Raw genomic sequence first — 20,151 nt, forward strand, 5'->3', positions numbered from 1 at the left:
AGGCAGTGACTGGTTATTTGCTCGATGCACCGAGGGCGAGTTCGATGAGCGCTCGCTCTTCAAGCTCGTGCGCCTTTGCGGAGCCGGTTGCTGGTGAAGCAGCGGCGGAGCGCTTGATGGATAGGACGCGGCGGTTGCCAGCATCTTTTTTCAACAGGGGCAGAGCATAGGTGAGCGGACCCATATTGGCTGGCTCTTCCTGAACCCAGACGATCTCTTCCGCATTGGGGTACTGCTCGAGCGCGGCGGAGATCTCTTTTTCCGGCCAGGGGTAGAGCTGCTCGACGAAGACGATGGCGGTCGAGTAGTCTCCGCGCTTGGCACGTTCAACGCGGAGGTTGTGACCGATCTTGCCGGAGCAGACCAGGATGCGCTTCGGGTCTTTCGCTTCGTTGTCCGCGAGCACGTTCTGGAACTGCGGAGCGGCGAAGTCTGCGATGGGCGAAACAGCATCCGGGTGGCGCAGCATGCTCTTCGGTGTGAAGACGATGAGTGGTTTGCGGAACGGGGACAGCGCCTGGCGGCGAAGCAGGTGGAAGTACTGCGCGGCGTTCGAAGGCTGCGCGACGATCATGTTGTCTGTGGCACAGAGCTGCAGGTAGCGTTCGATGCGTGCGGAGGAGTGCTCCGGTCCCTGGCCCTCGTAGCCATGCGGCAAAAGCATGACGAGACCGGAGAGGAGATGCCACTTGGCTTCGCCTGCCGCGATGAACTGATCGATGATAATCTGTGCGCCGTTGGCGAAGTCGCCGAACTGCGCTTCCCAGAGGGTGAGCGTTTCGGGATAGTCGCGCGCGTAGCCGTACTCGAAGCCCAGGACTGCGGCTTCCGAGAGCATGGAGTTGTAGACCTCGAAGCGGCCCTGGCCCTCGTTGAGGTGCTGCAGCGGCGAGTAACGCAGCTCGGTCTCGGTGTCGACGAAGACGGAGTGGCGCTGATTGAAGGTGCCGCGCTGCGAGTCCTGACCGGAGAGGCGGACGGGCGTACCGGTCTTGAGTACCGAAGCGTAAGCGACGAGCTCGGCCATGCCGTAGTCGAAGGAGCGCGTTCCCGCGCCCATCTCTTCACGCTGCTTGAGGAGCGCCTTCACCTTGGGATGGATATGGAAGTCTGCGGGATAGCTGGTGAGCTGCTGCACGAGCGCTTTTACTGCAGAAGCATCGAGGCCAGTCTGCACGTTGTTGGATTCGTCGAGATAACCCCCCTTGTACGGCTCCCAGTAGGTCGGCAACTCGGAGAGATGCGGGATCTGCTCGGCTTCCTTGCCGCGGCGCTGGTCTTCGAGGAAGGAGTCCTGGATCTGCTTGATCTCGGCAGAAGCGTCGGTGCCGATGGTCTTCGCGTAGCTCTGGTAGAGCGGCGCGGTCTCCTTGATGCGGGCGTAGCGGCGCGGCTGCGTGACCGTGGGATCATCCACTTCAGAGTGGCCATGACGGCGGTACCCGACGAGATCGACGACGACGTCGGAGGCAAACTTCGCGCGATACTTCGCGGCGATCTCGGCAACGCGAACGACAGCGTCGGGATCTTCCGCGTTGACGTGGAAGATCGGGATGGGAAGGCGCTTGGCGATGTCGGTGGAGAAGCGCGAGGAGTTGGACTCCTGCGGCTCTGCGGTGAAGCCGAGGAGGTTGTTCACCACAACCTGGATCGTTCCGCCGACCTGGTAGCCGTAGATGGTGGCGAGATCGAGCGTCTCTGCCCAGATGCCCTGTCCGGCGAAGGCCGCATCGCCGTGGATGATGAGGGGAAGGATCTTACAGGTGCCTTCGTCGCCAATGCGCATCTGCTTGGCGCGCGCGCGTCCCATCACGACGGGATCGACGGCTTCAAGGTGCGAGGGGTTCGAGGCGAGATGCAGGCCGACCGTTTTGCCCGTGGGCGAGGTGTACGTGCCGGTCGCGCCCATGTGGTACTTCACGTCACCGCCGCCGAGGGTGCTGCGGGGATCGACGTCTTCGAACTTGGTGAAGATCTCCGCGGCGCTGCGGCCGACGGTGTTGACCATCACGTTGAGGCGACCGCGATGCGACATGGCAAAAGTAGAGCGCTCGACGCCGAATTCGGCGGAGACTTCAAAGGTGCGATCGAGATACGGGATAAGCGCCGTCAGGCCTTCGAGCGAGAAGCGCTTGGTGCCGAGGTAGCGCTGCTGAATCACCTGTTCGAAGAGGTCGGCCTTGATGAGCTGCGTAAGCGTATGCGCCTGCTGCTCTTTGGTCGCTGCGGTGGGCTGCTCCATCTGTTCCTGCAGCCATTGGCGCTTCTCAGGGGAAGCGATGTGCGAGAACTCCAGGGCGATGTTGCCGCAGTAATAGCCGCGCGCTTCCTGTGCGAGCTGGGTGGCTTCGTCGCCTTCGGGAACGTCGATGGGAAAAGGCTCAGCGGGGAGATATTGCTGGAGTGGATCGAGCGTGGCCTGAAGGTAGCCCCAGCGGCGGAAGATCTCGAAGACGGTCTCGCGCGTGGAGCCGGAGGGGGCCAGGGTTGCAGCTTTGGTTGTGGTTTTTGCGGACGGCTTCTGCGGCGGGGTTTTGATGGCCATACTTCCTCATCGGCATGATGCGGGAGGCCTGCAGGGAGGGCTCCGCTTGAGGGTCGATGCCGTTCTTCTATGGTAGCCGATTGAGAGCCGGGGCGTGGCGGTTAACGCACAGGGTGGGCGGTTAGCGCACGAGAAGCAGCGAGTCAGCGGCCAGCTGGTCAAACTCTCGCCTTGTCGCAATGTAGCAGGCGGCCATGGGAATATGCACTCGTTGCTCGGTATTAACCATCATGATGCGTATTCTTATGGCCGCTCACCCGTCTCCCGCCCACGTCAACGCCCTCGTCCGTATAGCGAAGTACCTCCGTAACCAGGGGCACGAAGTAACCTTTTTGACCTCATCGGTTTTTGAGGACCTGCTTGCCGGAAGCGGCGTCCGCTTCCTTCCCTTATCGGGGATCGCCAACCACGACTATCGCGAGCGGACCAAGCTGTTTCCGGAGCTTGCCGCGGAGCAGAGCTATCCACTTTCACTGAATGGTTATATGAAATTTGTAAGCAGCCTCATGCCGGAGGAGTATGAGAGTCTCAAACAAATTCTCCAGAATGATCCCATGGATCTCATCTTCGTCGATCCGATCTTCTTTGGCGCGCTTCCCTTATTGCTGGATTCCGGGTCCAGACGGCCATCTCTGATCTCCATCGGGATGGTGGCCCCACTCCTCAGTCTCCGGGAAAGTTCTCCTTTTACCGGTTATGACGCGTCTCCCGACGGGCTTCGCCGAAATGAAACCGAGAGACGGAAGTTTAACGATCTGACAGCGCCTGGACGGGCGCATATCGACAGCGCGCTGGCAGCGCTTGGATTGGAGGTGCCCGGAGGGTTTACCTTGAATCTTCTGTACACACTACCCGATGCGTTTCTTCAACTCGGTACAGCGGAGTTTGACTTTCCCTCCTCTGACTATCCTCGGAACTTTCGATTCATCGGCCCACTTCCTTCTGAGGAGGGCGGGACGTATACGCCGCCGGGTTGGCTGAGCCAACTGGAGGGCCAGAAACCTGTGGTGTTTGTATCGCAGGGAGGCATCGCTAATCTCGATCCTGACCAGTTGATCAGACCTGCCCTGGAGGCGTTGCAGCACGAAGAACTCGATCTTGTGGTGACCCAAGGCGGAAGGAATGGTCATTCTCTTCCGAATGGACCGAATATTCATATTGAGCGATATCTGCCTTACGAATCCATTCTGCCCAAAACGGATGTTTTTCTGACGAATGGTGGATTCAATGGTGTGCAGCAGGCCCTGGCGTTTGGCGTTCCCGTTATTGTGGCCGGTATAACGGAAGAAAAGCTAATCGTCGGACATCGTGTCGCTCAGTCCGGGGCGGGGCTCAATCTCGCCACAAGTAGCCCCTCGAAGGAGCAGATTCACGAGGCGGTGTTTACCGTTCTGAAAGAGAAGGCATTTCGGCAGAAAGCGCGAGAGCTGCAGGCGAGTTTCGCCCACTACGACGCTCTGCGGACGATCGGGGAAGTCGCGGAAAGCCTGGTAGCAAATTCAAAGAGGTAGTCTCGCGAGGTGCAAAAGAAAAACCCCATGTGCCGGTGAGGCCCATGGGGTTTTCCCTTTGCTTTAGAGAACTAAAACAGGAGTTTGAGGCTGAGCTGCAGTTGGCGGCTGGTGGTAGAGGTGGCTGTAATGACGCCAGCGGTGGGGGAGGTGGCTGCGATGACCTGTGCGGCGGTCGGCTGGGCCGTGGAGGCGGCGTAAGTTGGCGCGGAGGCCAGGATGACGGCGTTCGGTGTGGCGAAGTTGGAGTGGTTGAGGAGGTTGAACGCCTCTACGCGGAACTGGGCGCGGAGACGCTCGCCGATCGGTGTGGTGCGGGCCAGTGAAAGATCCACCGTCGTCAGGCCGGGGCCGATGAGTGAGTCGCGGCTTGCGTTGCCGACGGCGCCCGCGGTGACGGTCGTTCCCGAAAGCTTCGAGAATGGTGCGATGTAGGCGGTGGGGTCGAACCACTGCGTGACGGAGTGCGGGTAGAGATTGCCGTGGAAGTTCGGGTTCACGTTGGGGCGGACGGGGTTACGCGAGTCTCCTGAGCCGGTGGGGTTGTAGCCAAGCTGTGGCGAGAAAGGGAAACCGGTCTGTGCCGTGATGATGGTGGAGACCGTCCAGCCGCCGAGCGTCGTGGAGGCGAGGCGGTTGGAGTTGGCGAAGCGGCGGCCTTTGCCGAAGGGCAGATCGTAGCTGCCGTTGATCGCGGCGAGGTTGCGCACATCGGCGGCGGAGGGACCCCAGTCGAGGCGGCTGACGTTGGGCACGCTCACGAAGGCCGGGGTGTTGGAAGAGACTGACGTATTCCACGCCGAGCCGTTGTCGAGGTTCTTCGACCACGTGTAGACACCACGAAGCTGGAGACCGTTGGCGAAGCGGCGGTGCAGATCCACGGTGAGCGCGTTGTAGAGAATGTTGCCACCGGAGAACCAGCTGGTTGTGTTGGCTACGTTCGGGTTTGCGAAGACATTGGTCGGGTAATAAATGGTTCCGTTGGCGAGACCCGAGGGGCAGGCGCTGGACGGGCAGAGGACGTTCGCGGGTTCGTTGGTGTCTCCCGAGAGGATCTGGTGATTGCCGCGTGAGCCGACGTAGCCGATTGTGAGCGACGTTGTGGGCGTCAGTTGCTGCTCAAGGTGCAGCGTCCAGCTCAGGAGCGTTGGTGTCTTGAGGTCGGGCTGAGTGTTGGAGGGCGAGATCTTGCTGCCAGCAGGTGCGGGCGTGTTGGGCGAGATGGCGAGCGAAGAGACGGCGACGTTTTTCAACTGCACGGTGGTGTTGAAGGGGGCGGCCTGATCGAAGCGGTAGTTGAGCGTGTCGAGCAGCGAGCGGTAGACACCGATGCCTCCGCGCAACGCGGTGTGCCCATTGCCGAAGACGTCATAGGAGAAGCCGACACGCGGGCTGGGCAGGAACTTTGCGTTGTTGGTGGTGAGGCCGCTGGAGGAGACGGTGGGGTTGGTGTCGATCACGCCATTTGTGAAGAGATAGTTCGCGGCGCGGCCATGGGCTTCGTTCCAGCCGTTGGTGCTTTCGACGCGTACGCCGCTGCGCAGCTCGAAGCGGCGCGTGAGCTTCCATGTGTCTTCGACGTAGCCCGCGCCCTGCCACGAGCGCCAGTTGAGACGCGTCGGCGATGGCACGACGGAGAAGGTGGCGACGGTACCTTGCAGGAAGGTCGTTAAGTTGGTGAAAGCGGCTTGTCCGGCCTGGTTCTGCGCGAGGTTGTCGTTGGACTGCACCCACTGGACGAGGCCGCCGACTTCTATCTGGTGCCGACCGCGCGAGTAGAAGACATGGTCGTCGAAGGTATAGAGGTTGCGCGCGGTGGCGTTGTTGCTGCCGACGTTCGCGCCAGCCTGCGTGACCTGCGATTGTCCGTTGGAGGCGGTCGAGCCTGCGATGACGATGGCCCCAACCTGTTTTCCGATGACGAAGGGCGTCGGATTGCTGTTGTCATTCGTCGTGACGATGCCGTTGAAGAAGAAGGAAGCGCGCGAGAAGCCGAGGCGTGCGGTATTGAGGAAGTTCGGCGTGATGACGTGCTGCTGCTGCACGGAGACCACCTGTTCGCGGATCGTCTCGTAGATGGAGGAGAGCGGGTTTGCCGAAGGCGTAGTGGCGTCGGAGTCGTCGACCGTGTAGACGGCAAAGAGGAGATCGCGCGGAGACTGGTTCCAGTCGAAGCGCGTTGTGCCGAAGTTTTCGCGAATGTTTTGAATGGGCGAGGAGAAGGCCTTGGCGATACCGGAGCCGATGGAGGGACCGTTGGGTGTGGGCCAGAGGGCAAGCAGGGGAGCGACGGCGGGATTCACACCGACGAAGGTCTCTCCACCAGTGCCGTTGGGAAGAAAGCCCTGGCGTGCACGCGCGTCGGGAACGAGGGTGACATCGGAGAGGCCGAGGTTCTGGCGATAGCTTTCATAGTTCGCGAAGAGAAGGAGTTTGTCGCGCAGGATGGGACCGCCGAGCGAAGCGCCGAAGTTGTTGCGCTGGAAGGTGGGCAGGCGCTTGGTGGCATTGGGCTGGTCGAAGTAGTTGCGGGCATCGAGGACGGAGTTGCGGAAGAACTCGTAGGCCGAACCGTGCAGCTTATTGGTGCCGGAGAGGGTGACGATGGAGATCTGCGCGCCTTGGCGCTTGCCGTAGTTTGCACCGTAGTCGTCGGCGACGACGTTGAACTCGCGCACGGCTTCGACGCCGAGGAGTTGGCCGCTGGTGCCGCCAGGGGTGACGTTGATGAGCGAGGCCCCGGTGTACTCGATGCCGTTGAGGAGGAAGAGATTGTCCTGCGGACGATGACCGGAGACGGAGAACATATTACCCACGGAGGAGTTCGAGGTGCCGATGGAGCCAGCGCGCTGGCCGCTGTAGTTCACCGTGGCGGGGTTGAGCGTCATGAGCTGGTCGTAGCTGCGACCGTTGAGGGGAAGCTGCTTGATCTGGCGTTCGTCGACGAGACCCGAGGTCTGCTGCGTGCTGAGGTTGACGGCGGGAGGCGTGTCCGTCACATCGACCTGCTGCGCGACTTCGCCGGCGGCAAGCGAGAGATCGACGGTGATGCTCTGGCCGATGACCAGGCCGATCCCGGATCTGTGCGCCGTCTGGAAGCCCTGCTTTTCTACCGTAATGGTGTATGTCCCGACGGGGACGGAGGGCGCGTTGAAGTGGCCGTCGGCCCGTGTGGTGAGGTCGCGCTGGTTGCCGGTTTCTGTGTTGCGCACGTTGACGTGCGCGTCGGAGACGGTGGCTCCTGAGGCGTCGGTGACGGTTCCTTCTACGGAGCCGCCAACGACCTGGGCGTGGAGGCTGAGGGTGGTGACGAGTGCTGCGAGTGCGATTCTGGCTAAGGCTTTCATGGTGTTCCTATACGCGGGATGGTGCGCGCGGGTGTGCGCTTTTGAGGGCTTCTATTTTTTGTTTGTTGAGGAGTTGCGGGTTTTACTTAGCGACAACAGGGCGTCGTCGGGTGACAACAGGCATCCGTTTGTGCGCTCCGCGCGACCCCATTCTTTCGCGATACTGCCGCGAAAGAATGGGGCACGGGGTTACGCAGGTTTTTCGTGGCGTCTTGGGAAGGAAAAGCAGATCCCTTCGCTTCGCTACGGGATGACAAAAAGGTGGTCCTCATCGGCCAGCTCCGAGGGAGTGGTATGCCCAGAAGACGAGACCGAGGGTGATCAGCGCGATGGCGATCTCGCCCAGGACGCCGACGACGATGGGACGCCAGCCCTGTCCGACGAGGTCGCGTAGCTGGGTGCGCAGGCCGACACCGGCGAAGGCGGGAAGGAAGGCCCAGCGTGAGAGGTTCGAAAGGCTGGTGAGCTGCCCTTTGGTGAAGAAGCCTGCTGTGGCGAGGACCGAGATCGCGAGGAAGCCGAGGATGAACTTGGGGAACTTCTGCCAGAGAAAGAGCGCCTTGTTTTTAACGTTCGGTGCCTTGCCCTTGGACGACCAGTAGACCGCGTAGCCAAGGACGACGAAGCCGATGAAGGCCGAGCGGGCAGTCTTGGCGAGAACGGCAAAGCGTCCGGCCTCTTCGCCGTAGAGCGCGCCGGTGACGGTGGCTTCGGCGGTATTGTCCACGGCGAGGCCGGTCCACATGCCATAGGCCTGCTGGGTCATATGGAGCGCGTGGCCGATGAGCGGAAAGGTGAAGAGGGCGATGGCGCCGAGCATCAAGATGGCGGCGATGGCGGTGGAGGTGTCTTCTTCGTCCGGCTCGATCGCGCCCTGTGCGGCCATGATGGCGGTAACGCCGCAGATGGAGCTGCCGATGGCGAGGAGCGAGGTGAGTTTAGGCGGAAGACCGAAGATTTTGCCCAGCAGCGTCATGAAGCTCAGCGAGAGCGCCAGCTCAATGAAGACCAGGAAGAGCGAGAGGCCGCCCAGATGCAGGATGTCGTTGAAGAGAAACTTAGCGCCGACGAGGACGATGCCGAGCTTGAGCCAGAGTTCGTAGGTGGCAACGCCGGGGGCGAAGATCTTTGAAACACCGATGGTATTGGAGATCAGAAGGCCCAGGATGATGGCCCAGAGAACGTACTCCATGTGCGGGAAGTAGATATTGCGGGCCTGTAGATTGCGGCCGAGCGTCTCCATCAGTTTGCCGAGAAGACCGATCCCAAAGAGCAGAGCCATGCCGGGCAGAAGGCGAAGAAAGCCGCTCCCGCCCTCAGAGACATCCTGCGTAGCGTGGCCGTGTTGATTGCGCTCTAGTGTGGCGGAAGGGGACATGGTGGAGGAGCGAGTGTGCTCCTGTTAGAACCCGATGCTCGGGATGATGTTGAGGCGAATGAGGATCGCGAGGGTAAGCGCGATGCCGATCGCCAGCATGTCGATCTGCGCGGAACCGTACTTGTGGCCGATTGTGGCGACCTTGGGCTGGCTGACAGCGTCAAAACGCGAAACGCGTGCTGCGGTGAGATCGGCTGTGGTGGTGTAGGGCATTGCTGACTCCTGAATCCGAATGGGTGAGGCCTGTAACTGTGTGGCCTGCGGTGGGGAGGGTTCCAGAAAGAGAAAACCCACGCTGCCGTTTGGCTCTGTGCGTGGGTGGGATGCTCTTATGTCTGGGGCGAGTGTGTGAGGCTCGACTTACTACAGACAACAACAACCGACGCGACAGAGTGTCCCCGTACAACAGGGGCAACAGCTACAGATCGCGATGGAGTTGGTCAACACTGTAATAAAAATACCTTTGTGGAGTAGATGCGTCAAGATTGGGGAAGATTCCGGCGTGGGCGATTTTTCTTTCACAGGGCCGTGAAAGTGCGCGAACGGCAGCGCTGGCGGTTTAACCCGCCAGTGCTGCGTCCACGAGAGCCTTGGCTTCCGTCTGGATCTGTTTCAGGTGGTCTTCGCCCTTGAAGCTCTCGGCGTAGATCTTGTAGACGTCTTCCGTGCCGGAGGGGCGGGCGGCGAACCAGCCGCTCTCCGTGGCGACCTTCAGGCCGCCGATGGCCGCGCCGTTTCCGGGGGCGTTGGTGAGGACCTGGGTGATCGGTTCTCCGGCCAAGTCCTTTACCTTGACCTGTTCCGGCGAGAGCTTGCTGAGCTTGGCTTTCTCTTCGCGTGTGGCTGCGGCGTCGATGCGCTGGTAGACGGGCTCGCCGTACTTCGCGGTGAGGTCGGCGTAGAGCTGGCCAGGGTCTTTGCCCGTGCGTGCGGTCATCTCGGCGGAGAGCAGGCCCATAATGGGACCGTCCTTGTCGGTGGACCAGGGGCCGCCGTCCTTGCGGAGGAAGCTGGCGCCTGCGGATTCTTCTCCACCGAAGCCTAAGGAACCGTCCATGAGGCCATCCACAAACCACTTGAAGCCCACGGGAACTTCCAGGAGCTTGCGACCGATGCCAGCGGCGACGCGGTCGATCATCGAGGAAGAGACGAGGGTCTTGCCGATGGCGGCGTCCTTGCCCCATCCCGAGCGGTTGGTGAAGAGGTACTGGATAGCCACGGCGAGGTAGTGGTTGGGGTTCAGCAGGCCGACGGAGCGAGCGACGATGCCGTGGCGGTCGTGGTCTGTGTCGCAGGCAAAGGCGACGTCGAACTTGTCCTTCTTCGCGATCATGCTGGCCATGGCGTAGGGCGAGGAGCAGTCCATGCGGATCTTGCCGTCCCAGTCGAGGGTCATGAAGCGGAAGGTCTGGTCGACCTCGGTGGAGAGGACGGTGAGGGGAAGCTTGTACTGCTCGGCGATGCGCGGCCAGTAGTCCACGCCCGCGCCGCCGAGGGGATCCACGGCGAAGGAGAGACCGGAGGAGCGGATGATGTCGAGGTCGAGCACGTCTTCCAGATGGCCGACATACTCGGAGAGGAAGTCGTGCTTCTGCGTGGTGGAGGCGTTGATCGCCTTCTGGAAGGTGATGCGCTTTACGCCTTCGAGGTGGGCGCGGAGGAGATCGTTCGCGCGATTTTCGACCCACTTGGTGACGTTGGTGTCCGCAGGGCCGCCGTTGGGCGGGTTGTACTTGAAGCCGCCATCGACGGGAGGATTATGCGAGGGCGTGATGACGATGCCGTCAGAGAGGCCTGTCGCCCTGCCGTGGTTGTAGGTAAGGATGGCGTGCGAGAGGGCGGGCGTGGGGGTGTAGCGACGCTCGCTGTCGATGAGGGTGGTGACGCCGTTGGCTGCGAGGACTTCGAGAGCGGAGATGAAGGCAGGCTCGGAGAGGGCGTGCGTATCCATGGCGAGGAAGAGGGGACCGTCGATCTTTTCGCCCGCGCGGTGCTCGCAGATAGCTTGAGTAATCGCAAGAATGTGCTGCTCGTTGAAGCTGCCAAGGAGGGCCGAACCGCGATGGCCCGAGGTGCCGAAGGCGACGCGCTGCGCTGGCTGTTCCACATCGGGAAGGATGGCGAAGTACTCCGAGGTGAGGCGAGGAAGGTTCGCGAGCGATGCCGGTGAGGGCAATTTCCCGGCGTTAGGGTTCAGGCTCATGTTTCGTGTCTCCGTTTGCTTGGAAAGAATACGGCAAAGGACGGGCAAGCGGGACGGGCTGACTGTGATGGAAGATCGTTTTCGCGTAGTTGGGCTAATTTTTGCAATTACACTGCTGGAAGCAAAATCCGTCCATGGCACAGGACGGCGGCGTGCATCTCTGAGTAGCGATCGTTGATCAGGTAGGCCAAACTTTTGAAAGTAGCTGTCTCCAGGTGTTTGATCCTGGTGTCTCTGATAGGGTGCGCTCTGCGCGGAGTCGCTCAGCAGGCGACGCTGATTGCGGACGCAGAGGTCACGAGCGTTCACTCCACTACAAATTATGGCGCCCTCTCCAACCTGTATGTGGGTGGCGGAGCGACGAGTCTGCTCCAGTTCGATCTTGGTGCTCTTCCGAGTGGAACGGGAGCGGCACAGATTGCGCGGGCGACCCTGCGTTTGTATGCGAATCGCGTGGACGTTGCGGGGACGATCACCGTGCAGGCGGTCAGTGGGATGTGGACAGAGAGCGACGTGACCTTCGCTTCGATTCCTTCATTGAACTCTGTGGTTGAGTCTTTTCCGGTCGCGCAGCCGGAGCAGTTTGTGACCGCGGATGTCACGGCGCTGGTGCAGCAGTGGGTGGCCGCGCCTGCGAAGAACTTTGGGCTGGCGCTCTCCGCGGGTAGCGCGAGCGCGGTCTTCGACAGCAAGGAGAACGACGACACGGCGCATCCGGCGGTGCTGGAGATCGCCCTGGTGAACAGTGGGGCGACTGGCCCCAAGGGCGATCAGGGCGCGACCGGAGCGCAGGGGCCGCAGGGCATCCAGGGGCCTCGGGGTCTGGATGGACAGCAGGGTTTGATGGGGCCGCAGGGCCTTACGGGAGCGCCGGGTGCATCTGGGCCGGTTGGAGTGCAAGGGCCTGCCGGACCCATGGGGCTGCAAGGGGGTAAAGGAGATGCGGGGGCAAAGTTTCGTGGGGCGTATGACTCGGCCCAGAACTATGCCGTGAACGATGTGGTCACTTGGCTCAACTCCGCATGGATCTCGACGGTGGATTCGAACCATGGCAATACGCCTAGTTTTTCACCGTCGCAGTGGGCCGTGCTGGTTCCAGCGGCGGTCGGGGAACAGGGAGTTCCGGGCGCGACCGGACCTCAGGGCCTGCAAGGCCCGCAAGGATTTCGGGGAGAGACGGGTGCCACGGGCCTCCAGGGGCCGCAGGGTCTGACGGGTGCCACGGGGAGGCCGGGCTTTGTGTACCAAGGGACGTATCAGTCCACGACGAACTACACGGCGGGCGATGTGGTGCTTTGGGAGGGGGAGAGCTGGGCTTCGTTGACTGAGGCCAATCATGGCAACACGCCGAATTTATCCCCAGAGTTCTGGGGGATGCTGACGTCGACTGGACCGCAGGGTGTGCCGGGAGTGGCTGGAGCGACGGGTCCGCAGGGTCCTCAGGGCATTCAGGGGCAATTCGGTGCGCAGGGAGAGCGTGGTCTGCCCGGCCAAACGGGACCTCCGGGGGCGCAAGGGCCGCAGGGGATTCCGGGAGCAGAGGGAGCCCTGGGGGCGACGGGAGCAAAAGGAGACAGGGGCGAGCCGGGGCCGGTCGGGTTGACCTGGCGCGGAGCGTACGTGTCCGGCACGAATTATGCCTTGAACGATGCTGTGGCCTGGCAGGGGCAGAGCTGGTTGTCCATTGCGGCCAGTAACGCTGGCAATCCGCCGGATGCGAGTCCGCTGTGGTGGACGCTGCTGGCCGCGCAGGGAGCGCAGGGGCAGGTGGGCGAGATTGGCGCTGTCGGGCCGCAGGGGCCGCGCGGTCTGCAGGGCGAGGCCGGGTTGACCGGGTTGACTGGGCCGCAAGGGCTCACAGGCTCGCAGGGCGAGGCGGGGGCGAGGTTTATCGGGACATATGACGCGACGGTGAACTATGCGCTGCACGATGTGGTGACCTTTGGCGGCTCGAGTTGGATATCGCTGTTCGCCAGCAACCAAGGGAATACGCCGGGAGCGTCTGGTGCCACACAGTGGTCGTTGATGGCGGCGAAGGGAGATGCGGGAGTGGCTGGTCCGCAGGGACTTCAGGGAGTTGCTGGGGCGATCGGGGCTGTGGGAGCGACTGGGCCGCAGGGCGTTCGAGGAGATCCGGGACCACAAGGCATTGCCGGTCCTACCGGGGCAACGGGCGCGACCGGCCAGCAGGGGCCACAGGGCGCAAAAGGGGATGCTGGCGCAACCGGAGCGGTGGGCGCGCGCGGGCTTCAGTGGATGGGAACGTATGTCTCCGGGACGAACTATGCCCTGGGGGATGCAGTTGCTTTGGATGGTTCGAGCTATGTCTCGCTGGTGGATGGCAACGTCGGCAATACGCCTGGTTTTTCCGGCGTGACGCAGTGGGCTTTGCTTTCTGCGAAAGGGGATGTCGGGGCTGCGGGAACTGCGGGCGTCAACGGGTTGAATGGAAGCAACGGAACGGCAGCAACGGTGCAGGTGGGGAGTGTGAACACGGGGGCTGCGGGAACGCCAGTCTCTGTGCAGAATATGGGGACGGCGAGTGCCGCTGTGTTGAACTTTGCTATTCCGCAGGGAGCACGCGGAGCTACCGGTGATGCAGGTCTGAATTACAAGGGAGCGTGGAATGCTGCTACGGGATATGCGCTGCATGATGCGGTGAGCTTTGGCGGTTCGAGCTATCTTGCAGTCGCTGCGAATAGTGAAACGAATCCAGCCGACGATGTAGCTGCGGGCGGGTCGAACTGGGCGGTATTGGCTCAACAGGGAACTCCAGGAGAAGCGGGGGCTGCGACAGTGCAGATTGGAAGCGTGACGAGCGGTGCTGCCGCAAGCGTTACGAACTCGGGAACACAGAATGCCGCTGTGTTGAACTTCACTCTCCCCGCTGGCCCTGCTGGATCTGCGGGCGCAACGGGCGCGGTGGGCATGACCTATCGCGGAGCGTGGAGCGGTGCAAACCAGTATTCGGCGAGCGATGCTGTGACCCTCAATGGGACGTCGTATCTTGCACTGACGTCGAACACGAACGTGAATCCGGCGAGCGATGTGTCTGCTTCCGCGGGGCACTGGGCGGTGCTTGCGGCTGAGGGAACTTCAGGTGCCACAGGAGATGTGGGACCAGCGGGGCCGAGCGGAAGTGCGGCGACTGTATCGATCGGAAGCGTGACGACCGGAACAGCGGCGGTGACGAACTCAGGAACGTCTTCGGCGGCAGTGTTGAACTTCGTTCTTCCAGCAGGCGGCGGCGCGAGCGCAGGAGGTGCGGCGTACTCCTCGATCCATACGGTTACGGGCGGTGTGGGAGCCAATGTCTTCTACTCACCTATGGCAGATCTGAAGGCGAGTACCGAGACCTCGACCGTGCTGGGGTATCTCGGGCAGGCATGCACGGTGAACGCGGTGGATATCTACAACTCCGCAACAACGAGTGCCAGCGTAGACATCCGTACAGGCACTGCGCCGGGAGCCATGGCGCTCGCTTCAGGGGTGACGACCTGTACTGCGCTGGCCGGAAAGACGACGGCTTGTCCGGGACCGGGTGCGCTGCCTGCGGGGAGCTTTATCGACCTCAAGATTGTTCCGGGAACGAGTACCTCTACATTTGTGTGGAGCTCCTTTGTCTGCCAGTAGTTGGCAGAACGGCTATGCTGTTGGGAAAGTACAGGAGCAATGGAATGAAGGTATTGCGCACGGTGGCCTTGGGTGTTTTGTGTGGTGTGAGTGTTTGTGGAGTGGCGCAGACGGCCGAGGCGCCGGGGTCGGTGGCCGCGCAGGCCTTGATGCTGGATGGCGTGATTGCGGAGTGGCATGCTACTGCGGATGGTCGCGACTTCAAACTGGTGAAGCAGGCGGTGGACAAGCATCTGACGGCGGACGGCGTGCTGGATGTTACGGGTGCGGATGCCGTAGCGATGGGCGTTCCGGTGGTGACGCTTTATCGCGTGACGCTGGAGGCGAAGTACTGGAAGGCCGCGACGGCGATTCATGAGGGGCTTGCCGGGGCGAAGCCGGCGTCTCCGGAAGAGATGTATTTTGCGGCGACTTTTCTGGCGGCGTACACGGCCACGGCGCATGAGAATTATGCCGAGGTAAAGCAGGCTTTTGCGTCGGCTGACACCTCTGCGTGGCGGCTGGCTGCGCTGGTGGATGGGATCGACTTTCTACCTGCGAATGCGGCAGAGCGCGCGGATTTAATCTCCGCATTGCAGCGTGCTGCGGAGAAGACTTCTGCGTCCGGCGTCGTCGGCGAACGTCTGCGGAGCTATGCGCTGTTGAAGGCGGTAAGGATGGGGCTGCTGCCGCAGAAGATCGAGGCGGCTACATTGAAGTCGGCCACGAAGCTGCGCGGCGATGCGGGTGTGGATGCGAAGGGGCAGGACCTGCGCGAGGCGGGAGCGGCGATGCTGCTTTCGAGCGAGCTTGACCAGAGTGCGACCGCGCTCACGGAGCAGGGCAAGACGGTTGGGATCGATGCGTGGTTCAACTCGCAGATGCGCAAGGGACCGAATGGAGCGGACGGGTCGTTTCACTATAAGTGGGATGATGACGCGAACAGCGGCTTCTCGTTCTTTGGCCGCGCGTTTGAGCGTTATGGCGCGCAGCTGACGACCGTGGGTAAACCGACGGCCGAGAGTCTGAAGGGCGTGAAGGTCTACATCATCGCGTCCCCGGATATTCCTTCCAAGAATCCGAAGCCGAACTATGCGGATAGCGCCGATGCCGAGGCGGTTGCCGGATGGGTGAATGCGGGTGGCGTGTTGCTGGTGATGCAGAACGATGGCACCAATGCGGAGTTCGAGCACTTCAACGGGATTACGGAGCGCTTCGGGATTCATCTGAACGCTGTGCTTCGGAATACGGTCGAGGGCAGCAAGTACGAGCAGGGCAAGGTTGTGATTCCTGCGGGAACGACGGGTGTCTTTCGCGATGCGCACAACGCGTATATGAAGGAGATCTGCACAATCTCCACGCAGGCCCCGGCGGTGCCTGTGCTGCGCGACATGCTGCATAACTCTGGCGAGGTTTATATGGCGGTCGCCAAGTACGGCAAGGGAACGGTGTATGCCGTGGTCGATCCGTGGCTCTATAACGAGTACACGGATGGACGGAAGTTGCCTGCGGAGTGGGACCAGTTTGCTGCGGCCAAGGATCTTGCGCGGTGGGCTTTGGAGCAGAGTAAGTAGGCTTGGCACGGGTAAACAACAGATCCCTTCGCTTCGCTACGGGATGACAAAAAAGGCGATTTTGTCATCCCGCAGCGTTAGCGAAGGGATCTGCTTTCTTTCCTGACGAATCTGGTTTGTGCGCTCTGCGCGACCCCACCCTTTCGCGATAAAGCCGCGAAAGAATGGGGCACAGATCGTTAGTCTTCGAGGGCGGTGGCGAGGGAGGATTTCAGGGCGTCTACGTCTTTGCGGAGACGTTCGGGTTGGGGAAGGCCGGGGTTTTCCAGATCGAGTTCGATGCGGCGTGCGATCGCGGTGGCTTCCAGATAACCGAACATGCCGAGCGAGCCAGCGAGTTTGTGCGAGATCGAGGTCACCTCGGAGCGCAGGTCAGGATCGAGAGTGCGGGTCTCGGTGAGTTCTTCGGCCGCGCGATCGAGAAGGTCGAGGCGTTCGCGGAAGGAGGAGCGGTTTTCCTTCCAGATCGCGGCGATTTTTTGCGCGGCGAGCTTTTCTTTTTCGGTTTGGATTAGATTGCGGGTCATAGCGTCTGCCTTGGAGTTCAGTCGATCTTCCAGCCGAGGGTATCTGCGATCTGCTGGGCCAGGGTGAGAGGGTCAAAGGGTTTGAAGAGGACCGCAGCGACGCCAAGGTCTGCAAAGCGGCGCTGGTCCACTCCCTGTACCTTCGCGGTGAGCAGAATGACGGGGATGGAGGCCGTGGCGGGGTCCTTCGCGAGTTCGCGGAAAGTGGTGGGGCCGTCCATGCCGGGCATCATGACATCCATGAGAATCGCGTCGGGCTGTTCGGCGAGGGCTTTCCGGATACCCTCGGCGCCGGAGCTTGCGGTGGTGATCTTCCAATCCGCGGTTGTTTCGAGGCTGAGAGACGCCACCTCGCGGATGTCGTCTTCGTCGTCAATGATGAGTACGTGAGGCATCGGGGTCTTTCTAAGGCTTGAGATGCCTAAAGGGATTCAGGAGTCAGCGGGGGTTGTTGGGAAAGTGTCTGACGGCCCACCATGGCGAGCACAAGGGACTGGACCTCGTGGGGATGGACCCCGGCCTTGGTGAGGAAGTGGGTGGGGGCGAGGTGTGTGCCGGATTTTTCCTGGTCCGTAAAGTCGCGGCCGGAGTAGACGACGATGGGAAGGAAGCGCAGGTCGTCGTTTTCGCGGAGGGTGCGAATGAGGGAGAACCCATCGCCATCGGGAAGGGAGAGATCGAGCAAAAGCACGTGCGGGCGGCTCAGGGCACAGTATTCCACCGCTTCCTGAAGGGTGGAGACGTGGTGAACGTTGACGCCGGTGTTCTGAAATCCGATGCGGACGACTTCGGCGAAGTCCAGATCGTCCTCCACGAGGAGGATGCAGGGCACAGCGCTGGTGTTCTCTAAGACGCGGGAGAGTTCGCTGAGGAGAAACTCTTCATGAAAGGGCTTCTGGATCCAGCCCTGCGTAGGCGGGTCCATGGGGGAACGGGTCTCCGGGGGGGTCACGGTGAGGATGACGACGGGGATATGGGAGGTGGCGGGCGTGTTGCGCAGTTTCTGCAGGGTCTCCCAACCGGAGAGACCGGGCATGTGCAGATCGAGGAGGATCGCGCTGACGGGATGCTGCGCGGCGAAGGCGACCGCCTGTTCGCCACGCGCGGCTTCCACCACGATGTAGTCGTGCAGTTCGAGTTGCAGGCGAACAATTGCGCGAACGCTGGCGTCGTCATCGCAGACGAGCACCATGGCGCGACCGTCGGAGGTGGGCGGCATGGCGAGAGGTGTCGACTCGAAGACCGGCGGAGCGCTCTTGGATCTGGGAAGCTCAACGAAGAAGGTGACTCCCGGGCCTTCGTTCTGCTCTGCCCAGATGCGACCGCCGTGCTGCTGGACGATGCCGCGCGAGATCGTCAGGCCGAGACCGGTACCGCCTTTTTGCCTGGAGTCGGAGGGTTCCACCTGCTGAAAGCGGTCGAAGATAAGGTCGAGTTTGCCCTCGGGGATGCCGCGTCCGGCGTCGATCACACGCAGCAGAATGGTGGTCGCATGAATCTCGGTTTTGATGCGGATGGAGGAACCGGGATCGGAGAACTTGATGGCATTGGAGAGAAGGTTGGTGACCACCTGACCGATGCGGTCCGGATCGGCCTGGATGCCGCTGGAGAGATCTGCAGGGGCACTCAACTCGATGTGGACATGGGCCTCGGTGGCAAGAGGCATCAGATCATCCACCGAACGTTCCAGGATGGTCGAAAGAGAGCAGGCCGAGGTACGCAGCGGAGACCGTCCGGACTGAATGCGTTCCAGGTCGAGGATGTCGTTAATGAGACGAATAAGGCGGTCGGTGTTGGTAAGCGCAATGCGCAGTAGATTCTGGGCTTTTGGGTCATTGTTCCCAAGAAGACCGGCGGAGAGCAGGCCGAGCGCGCCGCGGATACTGGTCAGTGGCGTGCGCAGTTCGTGGGAGACAGTCGAGATGAACTCGTTCTTGACGTCGTCAAGATGCGTTCGGGAGGACATCTGTTCGATGTGCTCGTGTTTGGCGAGGTCGAAGGCTTCGAGCGTGGCACGGTGTCTCTTCTTTTCCCGCGACAACAGGAAGAGCAGGACCGCCGCTAAGGCAGCCAGGGTGACGATCGCGAAGAGGAGGCCAGCCCGCATAGATAGGAGCATGGTACCCCAGGTAGTTTGAAAGGGGAGGCACCGATATACACTTGCCACGTTCCCGAAATTATTTATGGAGGCGGCAACTTGGCCCGTTTTACCGGATTGATCGGACTTGCTGTCCTGTTGGCGGTTGCTTACCTGCTGTCGACCAACCGGCGCGCGATCAAGTGGCGGACCGTCCTCTGGGGACTGGGATTACAGGTTTTCTTTGCGATTCTGGTGATCAAGTTCCCTTTTGGGCAGTTAGTGCTGCAAAAGGGATCGGCGATCATCACGTCGCTGTTGGGGCATTCGGTAGACGGATCGAGGGTCGTCTTCGGCTACATGGGCGCACCGGGGCCGATGAGCGTGTTTGCGTTTGAGGTTCTGCCTACAATTATTTTTGTATCTGCTTTTTTTGCAGTGCTTTACCACATCGGCTTGATGCAGATCATCATTCGCTGGGTGGCGTGGCTGATGCAGTGGACGATGGGGACGTCGGGCGCTGAGTCCACGAATGTAGCCGCTTCGATCTTTATGGGACAGACGGAAGCGCCGCTGACGATCCGGCCTTTTCTGGATGGAGCGACGCGCTCTGAGCTGATGACGATCATGACCAGCGGTATGGCGCATGTCTCAGGCGGCATTATGGCGGCGTATATCTTCTACGGCATTCGCGCGCAGGACCTGTTGAGCGCCGTGATCATGACGGCCCCTGGAACGATCCTTCTGAGCAAGATGCTGGTGCCGGAGACGGAGGTTCCTGCCACGGCGGGAACGGTGACGATTCCGAAGAACGAAGAGCATAAGGAAGACAACTTTATCGGCGCCATTGCGCGAGGCACGATCGATGGTGGTCAGCTGGCGTTCAACGTGGCGATCATGCTGTTGAGCTTTCTGGCGCTGGTGGGTTTGCTCAACGGCATCATGCTGGGGATCAGCAACTTCAGCTGGGCGCATGGGGTGCGGTTTCCCCATTCGATCAATGCAGTGCTCGGATTTTTCTGCGCACCGGTGGCGTGGATGATCGGGATTCCGTGGAAAGATGCGCCGATGGTCGGCAACCTGATCGGCACACGCGCGGTCTTGAATGAGTTCATCGCGTATCAGCAGCTTGGAGCGATGGCGAAGGCGGGCGCGGTGAGCACGCGGACGTTAGCGATTGCCACGTTTGCGTTATGTGGGTTTGCAAACATTGGTTCGGTGGGCATGCAGATCGGCGGCATTGGAGCGCTGATTCCGCGACGCCGCAATGAACTGGCGAAACTGGGATTGCGCGCTCTGCTGGCGGGAACGATGGCGAACCTGATGTCGGCGAGCATTGTGAGTCTTCTGCTGAAATAGCGAATCAGCTAGTCAGCG

General features: G+C 61.3%; 12 protein-coding genes. 4 read left to right on the plus strand and 8 right to left on the minus strand.

Translation table 11 applies throughout. From position 1 onward, the window contains the following. Nucleotides 1-13: 13 nt before the first annotated feature. Nucleotides 14-2,545: a 2-oxoglutarate dehydrogenase E1 component gene (locus tag ACIPR4_RS03165; RefSeq protein WP_013567203.1), complete on the minus strand. Its 2,532-nt coding sequence runs from the start codon at nt 2,543-2,545 to the stop codon at nt 14-16. A gap of 230 nt (nt 2,546-2,775) precedes the next feature. Between ACIPR4_RS03165 and ACIPR4_RS03170 the strand changes: the two genes are divergently transcribed. Continuing rightward, nucleotides 2,776-4,056 carry a glycosyltransferase gene (locus tag ACIPR4_RS03170; RefSeq protein WP_041585898.1) on the plus strand — a complete coding sequence of 427 codons (1,281 nt, stop codon included), beginning with the start codon at nt 2,776-2,778 and terminating at the stop codon, nt 4,054-4,056. A 71-nt stretch (nt 4,057-4,127) separates the two neighbouring features. Here ACIPR4_RS03170 and ACIPR4_RS03175 read toward each other — a convergent pair whose 3' ends face one another. The 4 genes from ACIPR4_RS03175 to pgm all read right to left on the minus strand — a co-directional run bounded on the left by ACIPR4_RS03175 (nt 4,128) and on the right by pgm (nt 10,984). After that, complete coding sequence (locus ACIPR4_RS03175) at nt 4,128-7,403, minus strand: TonB-dependent receptor (protein ID WP_013567205.1); 3,276 nt, start codon at nt 7,401-7,403, stop codon at nt 4,128-4,130. 268 nt (nt 7,404-7,671) lie between these two features. Then, on the minus strand, nt 7,672-8,781 hold the full coding sequence (locus ACIPR4_RS03180) for a YeiH family protein (RefSeq protein ID WP_013567206.1): 1,110 nt from the start codon (nt 8,779-8,781) through the stop codon (nt 7,672-7,674). Nucleotides 8,782-8,805: 24 nt separating this feature from the next. Further along, nucleotides 8,806-8,994 carry a hypothetical protein gene (locus tag ACIPR4_RS03185; RefSeq protein ID WP_013567207.1) on the minus strand — a complete coding sequence of 63 codons (189 nt, stop codon included), beginning with the start codon at nt 8,992-8,994 and terminating at the stop codon, nt 8,806-8,808. A 346-nt stretch (nt 8,995-9,340) separates the two neighbouring features. Further along, the gene (gene pgm / locus ACIPR4_RS03190) at nt 9,341-10,984 is read right to left on the minus strand and encodes a phosphoglucomutase (alpha-D-glucose-1,6-bisphosphate-dependent) (RefSeq protein ID WP_013567208.1); all 1,644 of its coding nucleotides are present in this window, start codon (nt 10,982-10,984) and stop codon (nt 9,341-9,343) included. Nucleotides 10,985-11,212: 228 nt separating this feature from the next. On the opposite strand from pgm, the gene ACIPR4_RS22895 reads away from it, so the two are divergent. Together ACIPR4_RS22895 and ACIPR4_RS03200 are read left to right on the plus strand one after the other, a co-directional pair. Then, nucleotides 11,213-14,617, plus strand: a complete 3,405-nt coding sequence (locus tag ACIPR4_RS22895; protein WP_222829258.1) for a DNRLRE domain-containing protein — start codon at nt 11,213-11,215, stop codon at nt 14,615-14,617. Nucleotides 14,618-14,661: 44 nt separating this feature from the next. After that, nucleotides 14,662-16,170 carry a glycoside hydrolase family 88 protein gene (locus ACIPR4_RS03200; protein ID WP_013567210.1) on the plus strand — a complete coding sequence of 503 codons (1,509 nt, stop codon included), beginning with the start codon at nt 14,662-14,664 and terminating at the stop codon, nt 16,168-16,170. Nucleotides 16,171-16,349: 179 nt separating this feature from the next. Here the strand turns inward: ACIPR4_RS03200 and ACIPR4_RS03205 are convergent, their stop codons facing one another. From ACIPR4_RS03205 to ACIPR4_RS03215, 3 genes are read right to left on the minus strand one after another with little or no spacing between them, the layout of a single operon-like run. Beyond that, a complete protein-coding gene (locus tag ACIPR4_RS03205) occupies nt 16,350-16,697 on the minus strand; it encodes an Hpt domain-containing protein (protein WP_013567211.1) in 348 nt (115 codons plus the stop codon). 17 nt (nt 16,698-16,714) lie between these two features. Beyond that, the gene (locus ACIPR4_RS03210; RefSeq protein WP_013567212.1) at nt 16,715-17,092 is read right to left on the minus strand and encodes a response regulator; all 378 of its coding nucleotides are present in this window, start codon (nt 17,090-17,092) and stop codon (nt 16,715-16,717) included. Nucleotides 17,093-17,118: 26 nt separating this feature from the next. After that, the gene (locus ACIPR4_RS03215; protein ID WP_013567213.1) at nt 17,119-18,816 is read right to left on the minus strand and encodes a hybrid sensor histidine kinase/response regulator; all 1,698 of its coding nucleotides are present in this window, start codon (nt 18,814-18,816) and stop codon (nt 17,119-17,121) included. A gap of 78 nt (nt 18,817-18,894) precedes the next feature. Here ACIPR4_RS03215 and ACIPR4_RS03220 point away from each other — a divergent pair, with 78 nt between their 5' ends. Beyond that, a complete protein-coding gene (locus ACIPR4_RS03220; RefSeq protein ID WP_013567214.1) occupies nt 18,895-20,133 on the plus strand; it encodes a NupC/NupG family nucleoside CNT transporter in 1,239 nt (412 codons plus the stop codon). Nucleotides 20,134-20,151: the final 18 nt, after the last annotated feature.

The sequence above is a fragment of the Terriglobus saanensis SP1PR4 genome (assembly GCF_000179915.2).
GTDB lineage: Bacteria > Acidobacteriota > Terriglobia > Terriglobales > Acidobacteriaceae > Terriglobus > Terriglobus saanensis.